Raw genomic sequence first — 15,995 nt, 5'->3', positions numbered from 1 at the left:
ATGGAAGAGACAACCATAGTCCTTCCGACTGCTCGTGCTATTCGTCACAAGCAGCTTGCTACACAGGAGCAGACGCTCTTTTTGCCCAACTATATTACCATGAGCGATTTTATCGCCAAACTCACGCTTGTCAAAGGCTATAAATTTATAGATGATGAGAGCAGAATACTGCTTTTGCTTGAAGCATCGGATTTTAAAGGCTTTGCAAATCTTCAGATTGAGCGTAATTTTTTTACCTTTACCAAAAATTCTTCGTATATCTTTAAGTTTTACGAAGAACTGAGTGCAGAACTTTATGATATCAACCTGTTAAGCAGTGCCGATGTCTATGCAGAGTATGAAGAGCATATTGCCATTTTGCAAGAGCTTTACAAACGCTATGAAAAGCTGTGCAATGAAAAAAAACTGCTCGATAGAATATTTCTGCCCAAACTTTATGAATTTAATGCTAGCTATGCAAAAACACATCAAAATGTGACGATTTATTTAGACGGGCATTTGACAAACTTTGAGCTTGAACTGCTGCAAAAGGCGAAGTCGTTTATGTCCATAAAACTTCGTTTCTGGGCGACGCGTTTTAATGAAAAGATGCAAAACAAACTTGGTGAACTCGGGTTTGCACTGGAAGCCGGATTTATATATGAACTTGATTTCAACCGCATCAAAACGCTCACAAAAGAAAAAATCCCTACAAATTATCAGCTTACATGTAACAGTTTCAGCGAATCTATTTTACAGGTTGCCTTCGTGCAGCAGAAAATTTATGAATTTGTACAAAAAGGCTACAATCCCCAAAACATAGCCGTTATTTTGCCCAATGAAACCGCAGCACCGATACTCAAAAGTTTTGATCAAAAATGTAATCTGAACTTTGCAATGGGGGAGTCGTTTCGTCACTCCGGAGTCTATAAAAAAATCGAAGCAACATTAAACGCCATAGAACAGGACTCCAAAGAGAATGAGGCGCGTATGCAAAGAGTGGGGGATGAACTTTTTTTACTTCTGCACGGACTCTATTATAAAAAAGTTTCAGAGATTGATTTTATACAAAAAATGCAGGAAGTATCTGGTCTTTTTACCAACAGACAGGAGAAGAAAATATTGAACGAGGAGTTGCATAAAATAGAAAAACTTTTGCCTTTTATGCAGGATATGGGCGTAAAATCACTCTTAAATATTTTTATGCAGCGTCTGGCTTTGAGAACTGTGGATGATGTCCGTGGGGGCAAAGTGACAGTAATGGGAGTACTTGAGACAAGAAGTGTCCATTTTGATGCGGTGATTATTATAGATTTTGATGACAAAAATGTCCCAAAACGCAGTGACAAAGATATGTTTTTAAATACACAGATACGAAAAGCCGCCTCTTTGCCGACGATGGGAGACAGAGAAAGCCTGCAAAAACATTACTACCAAATGCTGATTTCACGCTCAAAAGAGGTGGCAATCGCCTATGTCAACTCAAGTGAGAGCAGCGGTTCGAGGTTTTTAAAACAACTCGGCATTACACAGAAAAACGAGCACAGCGAGTTGGACTACGCTGAAATTCTCTTTCAGCGAAGAGAATCAGGTTTGCTAAAAGAAGAGGAGATAGTGCAAGAGTACAGTTTTAAAAATGTAGCACTCTCTGCCAGCAGGCTGAAAACCTTCCTTACATGTAAGCGTAAATATTACTATAAATACATACAACATATAAAAAACCATGAAATTCCAAAAGATATGCCTCAGGAGTACGAAATAGGCAATGTCGTGCACAGTGCCCTAAAAGCAGTCTATGAAAAACAGAATTTTTATACGGATGCCGAAAAACTCAAAAAAGATATCAACAAAGCCCTGGATGAATTTTGCGGGGAGAGTGAGCTTGACAAGTATCTTGTTGCGATGCAAAAAAAACGTCTGGAGCCTTTTGTAAAAGCTGAAATACAAAGATTTCAACAGGGCTGGAAAGTCTACAAAACAGAAGAACTTTTTGAGACAACTTTTGCGGGTATGAAAATCGTCGGTCAAATCGACAGAATAGACAAAAAAGAGAATCTTATAGAAGTGCTTGATTACAAAACAGGTTCTTATACGATTTATAACAAGAATAACTACACAGATGCTACAGACTTTCAGCTTGAATTCTACGCGCTCCTGGCCAGCGGTCTTGGCAATGTGGAAGCCTGCGGATTTTATGATTTAAAAGAGTCGCAAATCATTCCTGAGACATTTTTGGAAGAAAAAACAGAAATACTCAAATCACATATAAAAGATTTGCTTGCCATAGAGTCAGTGAACTTTGAAAAATGTGAAGAGACAAAACCCTGTCAGTACTGTGAGTATGCGATAATGTGCGGGAGAGACTGATGCCTTTTATAAACAATCTGGCGTATGAAGCAAGTGCGGGGAGCGGGAAGACTTTTATGCTTGTTGTGCGTTATCTTTCGCTGCTTTTTAAAGGCGCGGAGCCTGCGAAGGTTTTGGCGCTTACTTTTACAAACAAAGCGGCTGCCGAGATGAGTGAGCGGATTGTTGAGACACTGCAGGTCTTGGAATCACGTATGGAACTGCATGAGATTGCCAAAGAGTGCGGGATGTCCGAAAAAGAGATTCTGGCAAAACGGTCGCAAATTTTGGCCGAGTTTTTGAATGCCCATACAAAGATTATGACCATAGACAGCTTTTTTGCGCAGATTTTGAGAAAATTTTCTCTGTATGCCTCTTTGATGCCCGATTTTTCAACGGCGAATGCCCAGCATGAAGTCAAACTGATGTCTCGTTTTTTAAAAGAGGTGAGTGTTGCCAACAAACGCAAGACGCTTATCAATCTCTCTTTGGAATCAAACAAGCGTGTCAGTGATATTTTTGCACTGCTGGATGATTTTTATCTTAAAAAAGAGGAACTTTCTCATCTGAAGTTTCAAAAAAAATCGACACAGGCGTATGAAGAGGAGGCGATGCAAGGGCTTTCTTTGTTGCAAAATATTGTAAAAAACTGCAAAGAGGCATCGGCGACACTGCAAAAAGCCGTTGTTGCTCAAAATTTTGAAGCACTCAAGGCAAAAACATGGGTCTATAAAGAGAGCCTGAACTACTGGGTCTTTAAAAAATGCTTTAGCCCTGCAATGGATGCAGCTCTTTTGCAAATTCAGCGTGCCGTACAGGCGCATGCAAAGGCAAAAGAGCAGAATTTTTTCTATGCTCTGAATGAACTTGTAGAACTTTACAAAAAGGCAAAAAAAGCACTCTATGTAGATGAGGGAGAACTCAGTTTTTCTGATGTGACGCTTCTGGTGTATGAAATTTTGCACCGTCTTAATGAAAGTGAATTTTTATACTTTCGCCTTGATGCAACGATAGAACACATGCTGCTTGATGAGTTTCAAGATACCAGCGTGCTGCAGTATGAGATTTTAAAACCGCTTATCACAGAGATAACTTCGGGTGCGGGTGTCTGCAGTGAGGGAAGTTTTTTCTTTGTGGGGGATGTGAAACAGTCTATTTACCGTTTTAGAGGAGGTGTGTCGGCACTTTTTGGGGAGGTGGCAAAAGAGCACCGTACCGAGGTGAAGAAACTCTTGACAAATTACCGTTCGCAAAAAGAGGTCATAGAGTTTGTCAACAGAGTCTTTGCGGATAAAATAAAAAACTACGCTCCTCAGCTTGTTCGCAAAGAGGCACAGGGCGGTTTTGTCGAAGTGATTGCAGACGAGGAGCTTCTGGATGCACTGGTTGAGCAGGTAAAGCGCTTGATAGATCTGGGCGCAGATGTGAATGACATTGCCGTTTTATGCGCAACCAACAGTGACGGACAGGTCATTAAAAATGTACTCGACGCTCAAAATATAGAGGTTGTCACAGAAACAACCACGAAGCTCATCAACCAAAGAAGTGTCAAGGCTGTTTTGGAGTACTTGAAATATCTCTATTTCAGAGAAGAGATTTACAGACAGAATTTTTTTGCTTTGATAAATCAGGAGGTCAGGGATGTTGCCACTGTAGATTTTAACAGTGTCAGACTTGTGGATGTTGTGAAGAGATGTATAGAGGAGTACCGGCTTTTTCAGGATGATTTTCATCTTATTCGCTTTTTGAGTGCTGTATCCAAATATGCAGATATTGAAGCGCTTTTGTTTGAGTATGAAAGACTTGATACTTCTGCAGCGGCGGCTGACATCAGCGGAGTGAGGGTTTTAACGGTACATAAATCAAAAGGTCTGGAGTATGAGCATGTCATTGTCATGGACAGACTGAAAAAGGCTCCTGCCCCAAGAGATGCCATTATTTACAATTATGACGGTATCAAACTGCAAAATCTTTACCTGAGAACAAAAAACAGAGAGCTTATTGACCATGATTATGCCTATGCTCTTGCCAAAGAAAAAGAGCTTATACGAGAAGACAGTTTAAATGCTCTGTATGTTGCTTTTACCAGAGCAAGAGAAAACTTGATCATCCTTGCAAAACCAAAAGATTCCATGTTTGCACTGCTGGATTTGCAGCCTCAAAGTTTCGGAGAACTACGCTCTACATGTAAAGCCAAAAACATAACGCAGGTGTATAAAAAACTTTCGTTTGAAAATATCTATTACGGGACACAGAGTGATTTGTTGGCATTAGAAAGACAAAATGAAGAGGATTTGCAAGCTGTTAATTTTGGTATTGCTTTGCACTATACCCTGGAGATGATGCAGGAGTTTACACAAGAAGCACTTCTGGATGCCAAAGATATGATGTTGAACAAATATGGCTTTATGCTTACAGAGTCAGAGGTCGATGATATACAGCAGAGAATACAGAGGCTTGTCGCTACACCGGAATTTTTGACTTTGACCCGGGGAGTATGCTACAAAGAAAAGGCCCTGCGCTATAAAAACAATCTGCGTTATCTTGATTTATTGGTCAAGCATGAAAAGGGAGAGTGGAGTGTGATAGACTATAAAAGTGCGATGCATTTTACCGAAGAGCATCGCAAGCAGGTTCGATACTATGTAAAAGCAGTCAAAGAGATAACGGGAGATGAAGTGCGTGGCTATATCTGCTATATCTTGGCAGATACCATTAAGATAGAGACCGTTTAAAATAACTTCTCAAGCGCATACACTTCAACATATTGTTTTATATTTTAGACGATGACTGTTTTGATTTTCGCAATCAAATCGTCATTGCGTATAGGTTTCATTAAAAATCCATTTGCGCCGCACTCCAAAGCTTCCGCCTTTTTTGTTTCATCTGTTGTAAGAACCAAAATAGGGAGTTGACGCAAACTTTCATCGGCACGCACAACTTTAAGCATATCGATACCACCCATGATAGGCATAATGATATCTAAGAGAATCAGGTCAATATCATCACGGCTTTTTAAAATACCTATGGCATCTGAGCCGTTTTTTGCTTCGACAACCTCTTTTACATTTCCGCTTTTCATCAGCATAGATTTTAAAAGCTTTAAATTAATGAGATCATCATCAACTGCAAGCACAACCAAATCAGTTTTTTTCATAGTTATTTCCTTAAATAAATTTTTCTATAACAAGTCTCAGCAAGTCTTTGTTTATAATGTTTTTAATCGTTTCATCTACATATTTCGAATCTTCTTCACTTAGAGGTATAGCCGGATCTACAATCAATACCAGGTAGGTGGAAAGATTGTTTTTCTGACTTTTCTCTTTGACTAATCTGGCGAAATCTTTCAAGTCTAAAGTTTCAGTCTCTTTGTCAAACAATATAAGTTTATAGCTCTCCTCTTCAATTTTCTTTTGCAATTCATCTATGTTGTCTATGACTTCGTAAGTATATCCAAGTGAACTGAGAATTTTTGTAAAAAGCTTTGTTTCAAAGGGACTTTTTTTAGCAAGAAGAATATCAGCTTTGTATTTTACCGGAACTTCTTCTTGCACCACTTTTTCTTCTTTTTTCTGCTCTTTTTCTTTTGCTTCTTCTTTCTGCTGTTGCACTTTTTTTGTTTTCTCTTCTTCTGCCTTTGCTTCATCTACATCCACAATGTGGTCTGCTAAAAAATGATTCAGCAGTGTTATGATCTCTTCACGTACTAATGGTTTTGTTGTATATTCGTCAAGTCCGGCTGCTAAAAATCTTTCACGGTCACCCTTGAGTGCATTTGCCGTTAAAGCGATTATCGGAACGTGGGGCTGGTTGTATACCTCTTCATATTCAAGAATCTCCTGTGTCGCTTCTATACCATCAAGGAAAGGCATCTGGATATCCATAAAAATCAGATCATAGTTATTGTCTTTGCGTTTTTGGAATGCTTCAAGCCCATTGGATGCGATATCAACAGTGAGCCCCAAGTCTTCAAGTGTCCGTTTTATCAGTTTCTGGTTGATTATATTGTCTTCTGCAACAAGTACTTTTGCCGCAAATTTAGATGAACCGACTGTAAAGACTTTGTTTGAAGTTGGTTTTACTTTTGGTGCTGTAAAATTTTGACTTTGGTAATTTTCAAGTGCTGCTTTTAGTTTGGTATTGTTTAATGGCTCATATATGGTTTTAAATATCTCTATACCCATAGAGTCGATTTTTCTCATAAAATAAGATTTTGTAAGAAGTATCAGCTTTTGCGGAAGAGTGCTGTATGCTTTTAACTCTTCTTCATTTGCATATTCATAATCTACAAAAAGCATATCATAATTTATTTGTCGCTGGAGCGTTTCAATTTCATTTTTATTTTTAAATGTTGTATAACTTACTCCATAGAAATCAAGATACTCTTTGAGATAGGTGTCTTGTCTTTTTGTTTTATGAGTAGACTCTAAAATTAAAGCATTGATTCCCAGATATTGTTCTTTGGCACTTTCACTGATTACTTCTATCTCTTCAAAATCAAGTGTAAAGAAGAAAGTTGTTCCTTCCCCCGGCTCACTGTGCAGATCAAGCTGTCCTCCCATCAGTTCAATAAAACGCGCAGAAATTGTAAGACCAAGACCTGTACCGCCGTATTTACGTGTAATGGATGTATCTGCTTGTGAAAAAGCTTCAAAAATTCTGGATTTCTGTTCGCTTGTAACACCGATACCGCTGTCTTGCACTTCAAATCTGATACGTGTTGTTCCTTCCTGCGGTGATTGCAGTTTTCTGATATCGACATTGATAGCTCCGGAACTGCTTGTAAACTTCACAGCATTTGAGAGCAGGTTGATTAGAACTTCTTTGATTTTTGTCGGGTCACCTTTGAGTGGCTGCTCAAGTTCAGGGTCAATAAAGCATCCCAGATCAATATGCTTTTCACTTGCACGGACAGCATATACATCAACGGCACTTTCAAACTCTTCTATAGGATTAAAGATAACATCTTCAATTTCAAGTTTATTACTCTCGATTTTTGAAAGGTCAAGAATATTGTTGATAATTTCAAGAAGGTTTTCTGAAGATTTTTCGATAATTTCAACAAACTCCTGTTGCTCTTCTTTGAGTCCTGTATCTTTAAGAAGCTCTGTAAAACCAACGATTCCGTTGAGCGGTGTACGAATTTCATGCGACATGTTTGCAAGGAACATTGATTTTGCTTCACTTGCTTCCTGTGCGGCTTCTTTATCTCTTTTCGTCTGCTCAATAATTTTTTCCAAAAGACTGTAGGCTTCTTCTGTCCCTTTGGCTGTATGAAGATTGATCTCAATTGCTTTGTCACTCTCATTCGTGTCTTCTGCAACTTTTCTGAGGACACCTTCAAGGTTGTGTATATTTCTGGCAATTTCATTAGAGAGCAAAAAGCCTAAAACTGCCAATATGATTGAAATCAGCCAAATTGTCAATGTAATGGTCAAAAACTGTAAAGCTTCTGTTTTTACCTGAACGGCTCTGGTGTCCATGGCACTCAGAACAACATTCTCTCCCTCTGAAATAAGGTTGCTTTTTTCTGAGAGCATGGCAAACCAGACACCCGGGTTTGTTTCATACTCTCCGCTTGCTGCAGCAATTAAAATGGAAGCACGTTCTGAGTTAAGGTCATCAAAGAGTTCAAGAGCATCATCACTTTTAAACAATTCATTCAGCTTGGTTTCAAGTTTTTTGTCTTTAATGTTATAAAAATCGATGGCATCTGCTTTTGCTATTAAGGAGAGCCATTGATTGATCTCTTCTTCGTCCATTTCTGTTGAGCGGGCAAGTGTATATGAGATGAAGTCACGTTCATCTGCGGTGTAGGCATTTGCACGGACCAGTGAAATATAAATCGATGCGTATGTGTTGATTTTATTATCAAGTTGGTGGGACGTAATGGTTTCGAGTTGTTTAATAATAATCTGCTCTGTTTTGCCGTATACTTTGGTATATATATCTTCAAAGTTTATTTTATGCGCGTCAACCAATGTTCTGGCATGTTTTATACTTTGCATCGCATTTTTTAATGCCGTGTCTTTTTGTGAAAGTGCCTGTAGCTGTTGAAAATAGAGTTTTTCCTGTTTGTCAACAATCTTTCTCTGCTTTAAGAGTGATTTTAATGTATTTGGTGAGGAATTACCAAGGTACATTACGGTCATACCTCTTTCCCGGGAAACATTTCTCAGAAGGTTGTTGAGTTGCCTGTTTGTGGAAAGCTTATCCTGGAGAAGTTGCGCCGCTTTATAGTTTTCGTATGAGTTATATACAAAATAACTTGTAATAGAAATTAAAATAATAATCGGTAATAAACTAATAAGTCGAAGTCTGTTTTTTAGTCCTATTTGCATTGCCTATTCCTCTTCTTTTGAAATTGCTGTCAGTATATTTTCTATCTCTTTTACAGTTTGTGTCAGTGTCTCTTTATCTGTAGAGTGTGTGAGTGTTTCAAGTTCATTTGTAAAAGTGTGCATTCTCATATTGTCACTCATTCCTTTTAATTTTAAGGCTTGCCGCTTCAGTGCAGGGTAGTCTTGGGTGGCGAGAGCATCATTTATTTTTGCAATTATAGCATGTGCTTCTTTTATAAAGTCTTCAAAGAGTTCATTGAAACTCTCTAAATCCAGGCCTATTTCATTGGCAATTTTTTCTTTAGAATATTTTTTCTCATTTTCTGATTCTTCCGGCGTTTGTGATTCTTCCTGCGGCTCTGTCTCTTCCTGAATTTTCTGTTCTTCTTGAATTTCCGGCTCTGTTTCAAGTTGAGGCTGCGGCTCTTCTTTAAATTCCAAAGTCAGTTCAGGCTCATCATCTTTAAAAGTCAGAATTTCTTCAGATTCCTGTGGTGCAACAAAATCATCATCATAAAGTTCCGGAATATCAATTTTTTGAGGCACTTCATCGTCTTTTATGGTTCCAAGATCTTCTTCCCCGGCTAATTTTGCAATAATCCTGTAAAAATCATCCAGGTTTGTCTTTATAATATCGACATCAGAAGTAGCATTTATAATTGAAAGTACTTCATGTGCATCTTCAATGCGAAGATTCGCTGCAACTCCTTTAAGCTTATGCGAAAGAGTTTTAACATTGTCTGTATTTCCTTCTTCAAGTGATCTGTAAAGTTCATCTTTAAAGTCGTTTGCCTGGGTTATAAAATCCTGTATAAACTCTTCAATCAAATCAAGCGGCAGACCAAGCTCTTTTGATGCGATATTTGGGTCAAAAACATAGGTGCTTTTCGGTTTCTGAGGAGATTCTTGAACCAAAGGCTCTCTCTTTTTTACTTCCTGGGTTTCGATACTCAAGTCACCTACATCCAGTAGTGCATCCAGGTCTTCTTTCTCTTTGGTTTCCACATGTAACGGAGTGTCATACTCATCTTGTATAACTGTTGCTTCTTCTGTTTGGAGGATTGGTTGCGACTGCTGCGGAGATACTGTTTCCGGTATTGTTCTTTGCGTAATATCTCCTGAAATAGCATCATATTCCTGCGCTGTCAGTGTTCGCAAATTGTTTAAGTGTACTATATAGGCTTTTTGAGTCGGATTGTCCACAAGATAGGCATTTGTAATTGTAATTATTGCTTTGTAGTTTTTTGAATTGGCATGAATGATGACTTTGGATTCTTCATTTGACTCTGCGCATGTAATATAGTCAATCCAGTGCACATGCTGAAAATTATGTATATACCCTGGTGTTTTTACAAACAAATCTGCGAAATCCGTCACTTCTGCGCGCAGATCAGCCAAATCTTTATACCCCAGTGTACGCAGGTTTTTTTCGTCAATACCCAAAAACTCTTTTTGAAAATTATAAATTAGCATTCTTCCATCCCTTATTCCTCTTCTGTCTCAAGCATTTTTTTGTATGTTTGTGCTGTTTCTTGAATATCTTTGCGAGAGGCTGCTTTTCTGGCAGCAATATAACCTGTTATATTTTCATCATTATCTCTGATTGGCAGAATTTCTGTCTCTACCCAGTAGTACAAACCGTCTTTTCTAAGGTTTTTTACAAGTCCGTTCCAAGCCTGTCCACTTTGAATAGTTTCCCACATTTTTGCAAATATACTGCGTGGCATATCCGGATGTCTGAGTATGTTGTGGGGTTGTCCTACCAGTTCATCGGCTTTATAGCCGGATACACTGCAAAACAGTTTGTTTGCATAGGTAATAACACCTTTTAAATCTGTTTGAGAAATAATGACATTTCCGTCAAAAAAATACTCTTCGTCTACAGGGATAATCTTACTCATTAAAAAACCTTATAATTAGTTACTTACTAGCATTATCACAAATATATCATAAAGGAGTGAAAAAAAAACTTATTTATAAAAATTTTTGATTGTTTTTGCATCTTTTGTATTTAAAAGTGAACGAATATCATCAAATGTGGCACTTTTGAGTGCTTCAAAAGTACCGTAATGGTTGAGCAGTTTTTGAATTTTTGCAGCTGATATTCCATGTAAACTTAAAAGTCTGCTTTCTTGATCAAGTTTGAGTTTTGTTTTTTTGTGAAATGTGATCGCGGCTCTGTGTGCTTCATCCCGTAAATTTTGGACCCACTGCAGACGTTTGTCACTTGTTTTTAGTCTGAAAATTTGCTCTTTTGTATAGAGAATATCCTGAGCGTTTCCTTTGGCTCTGTGTGCTTTTGCATCAACTTTTTCTTTTGAAATGGCTATGACATCAAGGTTGATACCGTTTGATTCAAGTATGTCAAGTGCAAGTTTAAGCAGTGTTGCTCCTCCGTCGAGTATCCACAGGTCCGGCGGTGAATTTTTAGAAAAACTCTCCACTCTTTTTGTAAGTGTTTCGCGCATTTGGGAGTATTCGTCTTTTGCTTTGAGATGATAGGTTCTGTAGGATTTTTTGTCAAACTTTGCATTTTCATATACAACCATAGCCCCGACTGTTGCGACACCGGACATATGTGAATTGTCAAATATTTCCACCCTGTTTGGAACTTTTTGCAGTTGACACAGTTCCTGGAGTTCTTCGAGTATTTTGACATTCAGTGTTTCTCTGTCTTTTTTCAACAACTCTCTTGCATTTAATTTTGCCAAAGCGATTAAATCTTTTTTCTTTCCTCTTTGAGGGATGAGAATATGTGCTTTTTGACCAAATACTTTTGTGAGGTGATGCGCTATGAGTTCTTTGTCCTCAAAACTCTGAGGAAGAAGAATCGGAGCAGTGATGGGAGGCTTTTCATCTTTGTAAAATCCAAGCAGTGCTCTTGAATAGAGTTCATTCAAATCCAGACCTTCATGAAGCTGCAGATACTCATGAGAAGAAGAGATGATTTTGCCGTGGCGCATAAATATCTTCACAACAACCGCTCTTTTTTCAGAGCTTTCTATCGCAAAAATATCATAATGTTCATTTGTGGCAAAATCAATTTCGCTTTTAATCTGGGAGCGCTCTATCCGCTCTATAGTGTCTCTGAGCTCGGCGGCTTCTTCAAAGCGTAACTCCTGGGCATAAAACTCCATTTTTTCTTCCAGTCTGCCAAGAAGCAGTTTTTTGTTTTTAATCAGCTGCGATGCAAGTGTTACTTCCTGCTGATAACGCTCTTTGGAGATTGGCAGTTCACAGGGACCGAGACACTTGTCTATCTGATAGTAGAGACAAAGTTTTTTTGACTTCAGACAGGATTTTTTCTGCACAAGTTTGCAAATATCATAAATGGAGTTGAGAATATCTCTCGCACCGACAGAGTAGGGACCATAGTAGGTGATATCTTTGGAGTTAATTACCTTTCTTGTAATGTCGAATCGAGGGTACTCCTGAGAGTTGTCTATATAAATGTAGGGGTAGGTTTTGTCATCACGGAGTAAAATGTTGTATTTCGGACTGAGCTGTTTGATCAGTGAATTTTCAAGTATGAGCGCATCATGTTCGGAATTTACGATGATATAATCCATGGAAACTGTCTGCTTGATCATTTTTGAGATGCGCAAAGAGAGCTGCGGATTTGCACAAAGTTGGGGAGTAAACTGCCAGTAGCTTTTTACCCGCTTGGCAAGGTTTTTGGCTTTGCCCACATACAGGAGATGGCCGTTTTTGTCAAAATACTGATAGACCCCCGGTTTGTCCGGCAGTTGTTGGATTTTTTCTTTAAGTGTCATTTTTTTCTTTTATAATTTTTTGAATAGAGAGAATAAGTTCTCTGAGTTTTTCATCATGAACAGGAATGTCAAAGTTTCCCGTTGCTCTTTCCCTGTAAGATACAATTTTTCTGGGGTGTGTCAATGTTTCTGTGTCTCTGTGTAAAGCAGGTTTGTGTGTAACAAAAGCCTTTATATCTGTTATTGTTTCATTTTCGCATTCTGCGGGAGTGTGAAACTTTAAAGCACTTTTAATGCTTTGTATACTATTATCAAATTCTTGTTTGGCACCGGGATGATTGAGAACGAAAAAAAGTATTTTGTTTTTTATATATGAAAACTTAATCATCTTTTGCAAAGGGGGGCTGAATGCTGATTGTATTTTATGGATACATTTGTATTGAGAGAGTTTAGAAAATTGAGGTTTATTTTGAAGAGAGTTGAGAATATCACTGCTGTTTTTCATAGGCTAATTATAGCAAGCTTTTTATTAAGCGTAAGCGGGTGCGGCTATAAAGCACCCCCTTATTATGAACAGAGTGTACCCAAAGAGGATAAAAATGTGAAGTTTATTATTCAAAAAAAAGAGTTTAGTAATGATACAAATGAAAGCTGTGCACCGTAATGACTGAATATGATGTAGTAATAATAGGCGCAGGTGTGGCAGGACTCTATGCAAGTATGAATATCCCTGCCGAGAAAAAAGTGCTTATTATTAATAAGCGGGAAACTTTTAAATGCAATACATTTTATGCACAGGGCGGAGTGGCATTGGCCCGTGATGAAGCGGATATTCCGATGCATATCAAAGACACACTTGCCGCCGGTGACGGGCTGTGTGATCCGGAAGCTGTGGATGTCCTGAGCCAGAATTCACGTCAGGCGATTGATGACTTGATAGAACAGGGTTTTCGTTTTGATACCAATGAAGAAGGAGAACTTCTTTATACAAAAGAAGCGGCACACTCCTGTGAACGGATACTGCATGCAGGCGGTGATGCAACGGGAAGGTATCTGCATCATTTTCTTCTTGAACATACTGCCCATGCGATGCTCAGTGATGCAAGAGTCGTTGATCTGCTGATTGATAATGGCGAATGTTACGGCGTTACCGTACTTGATCACAGACAACGCAGAAACATATATGCAAAAAATGTCATTATTGCAAGCGGAGGTGTTGGCTCTTTGTATGAATACCATACAAATGCGCCCTGTATCAGTGCTGATATACAGGGACTTTGTGTGATGAAAGGTATAGCCCTTGACAGAATGGAAATGCTGCAGTTTCATCCCACTGTATTTGTAAACTCCAACAATGCCCAAAAAATGCTCTTGACAGAGGCCCTTCGCGGAGAAGGAGCAACTATAGAGGATGAAACCGGAAGAAGATTCCTGTTTGATTATGATGAGAGAGGCGAGTTGGCCTCACGCGATATTGTCAGCAAGGCAATATACAAATACAAAAAGAAGACAGGTATGCATGTGTATCTCAACTGTGAAAATTTTGATAAAGAGTATTTTGAACACAGGTTTCCGAATATTTGCAAGAACCTAAGGGAACTGGGCTTTAATGTTCCTGCGCAAAGAGTTCCGATATCGCCTGCTTTTCATTATGCTATCGGGGGCATTCGCACCGACCTGAATGCCAGAGTGCCAAATGTGAAAAATTTGTATGCTGTTGGCGAAGTTGCTTCAACAAGAGTACATGGTGCAAACAGACTGGCATCGAACTCACTGCTGGAAGGTTTGGTTTTTGCAAAAAGGGCAGTGGATGATATTTTAAAAAACATTGACACTCCAAAAAATATGAAAACATTTGAACTGCAGGATGAGATGATGAGTCTCAAAGATGACAAGGCGAAAAAAGACCAGCTCAGACGAATAATGTGGGAAAATGTTTCTATAATTCGTACAAAAAGCGGATTAAACGATGCTTTATCCACAATTAATGCACTTTTAAATGAAAATATTGGTAAACTACTAAAATTTCGTTTACTGACGGCAAAAGAGATAGTAATATCTGCATTAAACAGGCATGAATCCATAGGGGTTCATACAATACAAGAGGAGAATTAATGGAACACGAAGCAATAAATCTTGCAACAACCTGGGTAGGATGGCTGAGCTTAGCTGTCTTTGTTATAGCGTATTATTTTATCGCTACAGAAGAAAAATATGAGATAAACAAAGCAAAACCGGCACTTTTTGCCGGTACATTTATGTTTATGCTGATCGGTATTTATTATGCTATTAACGGATTGGATCCTGATCCGCTGCATGATGAACTGGAAAAGCTGATTTTGGAAATAGCTGAAATTTTCTTTTTCCTGCTTGTTGCAATGACTTTTATTGAGACGCTTTTAGAACGCGGTGTTTTTGATCTGTTAAAGTATAAACTTGTTTCAAAAGGGTATACCTATAAAAAGCTTTTTTGGCTGACTGGCCTGTTGGCGTTTTTTATCTCTCCTGTCGCAGATAACCTGACAACTGCCTTGATTCTTTCCACCGTGCTTTTTACGATTGACAAGAAAAATCTTGCATTTTTGGTTCCGGGTGCCATAAATATTGTCGTAGCTGCCAATGCAGGCGGTGCATGGTCTCCGTTTGGTGATATTACAACACTCATGGCGTGGACTGCCGGCAAAGGGGAGTTTGTGGACTTTCTTTTCCTCTTTCCTGCTTCTGTTGTCGGCTGGGTTGTTACGGCATTTTTACTCTCTTTGTCTGTTCCCTCGGGAGAACCGCCGTTTGATGCAGCGACAGAAAAGAAGCCGGAAGTGCTTGATGGCGGTATGACAGTTGCCTATTTGGGAGTTTTGACTATTGCAATTGCTGTTCTTGGGCATACATTTTTTCATTTTCCGGCAATGTGGGGCATGATGTTTGGTTTGGCAATTTTAAAACTCTATGCTTTCCAGCTGCAAAGATCGGGAAAAAACAGTTTTAATATCTATGTCAATATGGAAAAAGTGGAAAATGACACACTTCTTTTCTTCTTTGGTATTCTTTCTGCCGTAGGTGCATTACACTTTTTAGGCTTTTTGGAATATATTCACCATTTATATGATTTGGTCGGATCGACTACTGCCAATATCGGTGTCGGATTCCTTTCTGCAATTGTAGACAATGTACCGGTGATGAGTGCTATTTTAAAATCTTCTCCAAGTATGGGAATAGACCAGTGGATGCTTGTAACCATGACAGCGGGTATCGGTGGCAGTCTGATCTCTTTTGGTTCAGCAGCCGGTGTCGGAGTTATGGGAAAACTTCGCGGTATTTATACTTTTGGTTCACACATGAAGCATGCCTGGACCATTTTGGTAGGATATGCGGTTTCTATTATAATCTGGTACGTTCAGTTTGAAATTATGGGGCTTTATTAAAAGCTCCAGATAGATTTAAACAAATCAAACATTAATCTTATTTATTGTATCCTTTCATAACTTAAATTCTTTTCAACTTTTCTTTTCTCAAAAAACTTTGTTTTTTGTAGCTTTAGGGGGTTGTAGGGACGCTGAGTCCCTGCTGTAAAATGGGCTTTTGCTCATTTTATATATAAATTTATTAAAAGGCATTT

At 38.6% G+C, this 15,995-nt stretch carries 10 protein-coding genes; 4 read left to right on the top strand and 6 right to left on the bottom strand.

Annotated elements, in window-relative coordinates:
• Complete coding sequence (locus LCX93_RS11185; protein WP_226066353.1) at positions 1-2,346, top strand: PD-(D/E)XK nuclease family protein; 2,346 nt, start codon at positions 1-3, stop codon at positions 2,344-2,346.
• Positions 2,346-5,060: a RecB-like helicase gene (locus LCX93_RS11180; RefSeq protein ID WP_226066352.1), complete on the top strand. Its 2,715-nt coding sequence runs from the start codon at positions 2,346-2,348 to the stop codon at positions 5,058-5,060. Before LCX93_RS11185 ends, LCX93_RS11180 begins: the two co-directional genes overlap by 1 nt.
• Positions 5,061-5,104: 44 nt before the next feature.
• Here LCX93_RS11180 and LCX93_RS11175 read toward each other — a convergent pair whose 3' ends face one another.
• From LCX93_RS11175 to LCX93_RS11150, 6 genes are all read right to left on the bottom strand, one after another.
• The gene (locus tag LCX93_RS11175; protein WP_193150601.1) at positions 5,105-5,482 is read right to left on the bottom strand and encodes a response regulator; all 378 of its coding nucleotides are present in this window, start codon (positions 5,480-5,482) and stop codon (positions 5,105-5,107) included.
• 10 nt (positions 5,483-5,492) lie between these two features.
• A complete protein-coding gene (locus LCX93_RS11170) occupies positions 5,493-8,666 on the bottom strand; it encodes an ATP-binding protein (RefSeq protein ID WP_226066351.1) in 3,174 nt (1,057 codons plus the stop codon).
• 3 nt (positions 8,667-8,669) lie between these two features.
• Entirely contained in the window at positions 8,670-10,139 is a 1,470-nt protein-coding gene (locus tag LCX93_RS11165; RefSeq protein WP_226066350.1) for an Hpt domain-containing protein, read from the bottom strand.
• A gap of 11 nt (positions 10,140-10,150) precedes the next feature.
• The gene (locus LCX93_RS11160; RefSeq protein WP_226066349.1) at positions 10,151-10,567 is read right to left on the bottom strand and encodes a PAS domain-containing protein; all 417 of its coding nucleotides are present in this window, start codon (positions 10,565-10,567) and stop codon (positions 10,151-10,153) included.
• A 69-nt stretch (positions 10,568-10,636) separates the two neighbouring features.
• Complete coding sequence (gene uvrC / locus LCX93_RS11155; protein ID WP_226066348.1) at positions 10,637-12,439, bottom strand: excinuclease ABC subunit UvrC; 1,803 nt, start codon at positions 12,437-12,439, stop codon at positions 10,637-10,639.
• Positions 12,429-12,884, bottom strand: coding sequence for a hypothetical protein (locus tag LCX93_RS11150; RefSeq protein WP_226066347.1), 456 nt, complete (start codon positions 12,882-12,884; stop codon positions 12,429-12,431). Before LCX93_RS11150 ends, uvrC begins: the two co-directional genes overlap by 11 nt.
• Positions 12,885-13,042: 158 nt before the next feature.
• Between LCX93_RS11150 and nadB the strand changes: the two genes are divergently transcribed.
• Both nadB and nhaD read left to right on the top strand, forming a co-directional pair.
• Positions 13,043-14,494 (top strand): L-aspartate oxidase, encoded by a 1,452-nt coding sequence (gene nadB / locus LCX93_RS11145; protein WP_226066346.1) that lies wholly within the window; start codon positions 13,043-13,045, stop codon positions 14,492-14,494.
• Complete coding sequence (gene nhaD / locus LCX93_RS11140) at positions 14,494-15,801, top strand: sodium:proton antiporter NhaD (RefSeq protein WP_226066345.1); 1,308 nt, start codon at positions 14,494-14,496, stop codon at positions 15,799-15,801. Before nadB ends, nhaD begins: the two co-directional genes overlap by 1 nt.
• Positions 15,802-15,995: the final 194 nt, after the last annotated feature.

This window comes from Sulfurimonas sp. SWIR-19 (genome assembly GCF_020410885.1).
Taxonomy (GTDB): domain Bacteria; phylum Campylobacterota; class Campylobacteria; order Campylobacterales; family Sulfurimonadaceae; genus Sulfurimonas; species Sulfurimonas sediminis.
The sequence above is the reverse complement of the archived record's forward strand: the minus strand, read 5'-3'. Positions and strand labels throughout refer to the sequence as shown.

Bases quoted from the DNA above. Each gene is read 5' to 3' on its own strand.
- LCX93_RS11185 (WP_226066353.1), top strand. From the start codon at position 1: ATGGAAGAGACAACCATAGTCCTTCCGACTGCTCGTGCTATTCGTCAC.
- LCX93_RS11180 (WP_226066352.1), top strand. From the start codon at position 2,346: ATGCCTTTTATAAACAATCTGGCGTATGAAGCAAGTGCGGGGAGCGGG.
- LCX93_RS11175 (WP_193150601.1), bottom strand. From the start codon at position 5,482: ATGAAAAAAACTGATTTGGTTGTGCTTGCAGTTGATGATGATCTCATT.
- LCX93_RS11170 (WP_226066351.1), bottom strand. From the start codon at position 8,666: ATGCAAATAGGACTAAAAAACAGACTTCGACTTATTAGTTTATTACCG.
- LCX93_RS11165 (WP_226066350.1), bottom strand. From the start codon at position 10,139: ATGCTAATTTATAATTTTCAAAAAGAGTTTTTGGGTATTGACGAAAAA.
- LCX93_RS11160 (WP_226066349.1), bottom strand. From the start codon at position 10,567: ATGAGTAAGATTATCCCTGTAGACGAAGAGTATTTTTTTGACGGAAAT.
- uvrC (WP_226066348.1), bottom strand. From the start codon at position 12,439: ATGACACTTAAAGAAAAAATCCAACAACTGCCGGACAAACCGGGGGTC.
- LCX93_RS11150 (WP_226066347.1), bottom strand. From the start codon at position 12,884: ATGAAAAACAGCAGTGATATTCTCAACTCTCTTCAAAATAAACCTCAA.
- nadB (WP_226066346.1), top strand. From the start codon at position 13,043: ATGACTGAATATGATGTAGTAATAATAGGCGCAGGTGTGGCAGGACTC.
- nhaD (WP_226066345.1), top strand. From the start codon at position 14,494: ATGGAACACGAAGCAATAAATCTTGCAACAACCTGGGTAGGATGGCTG.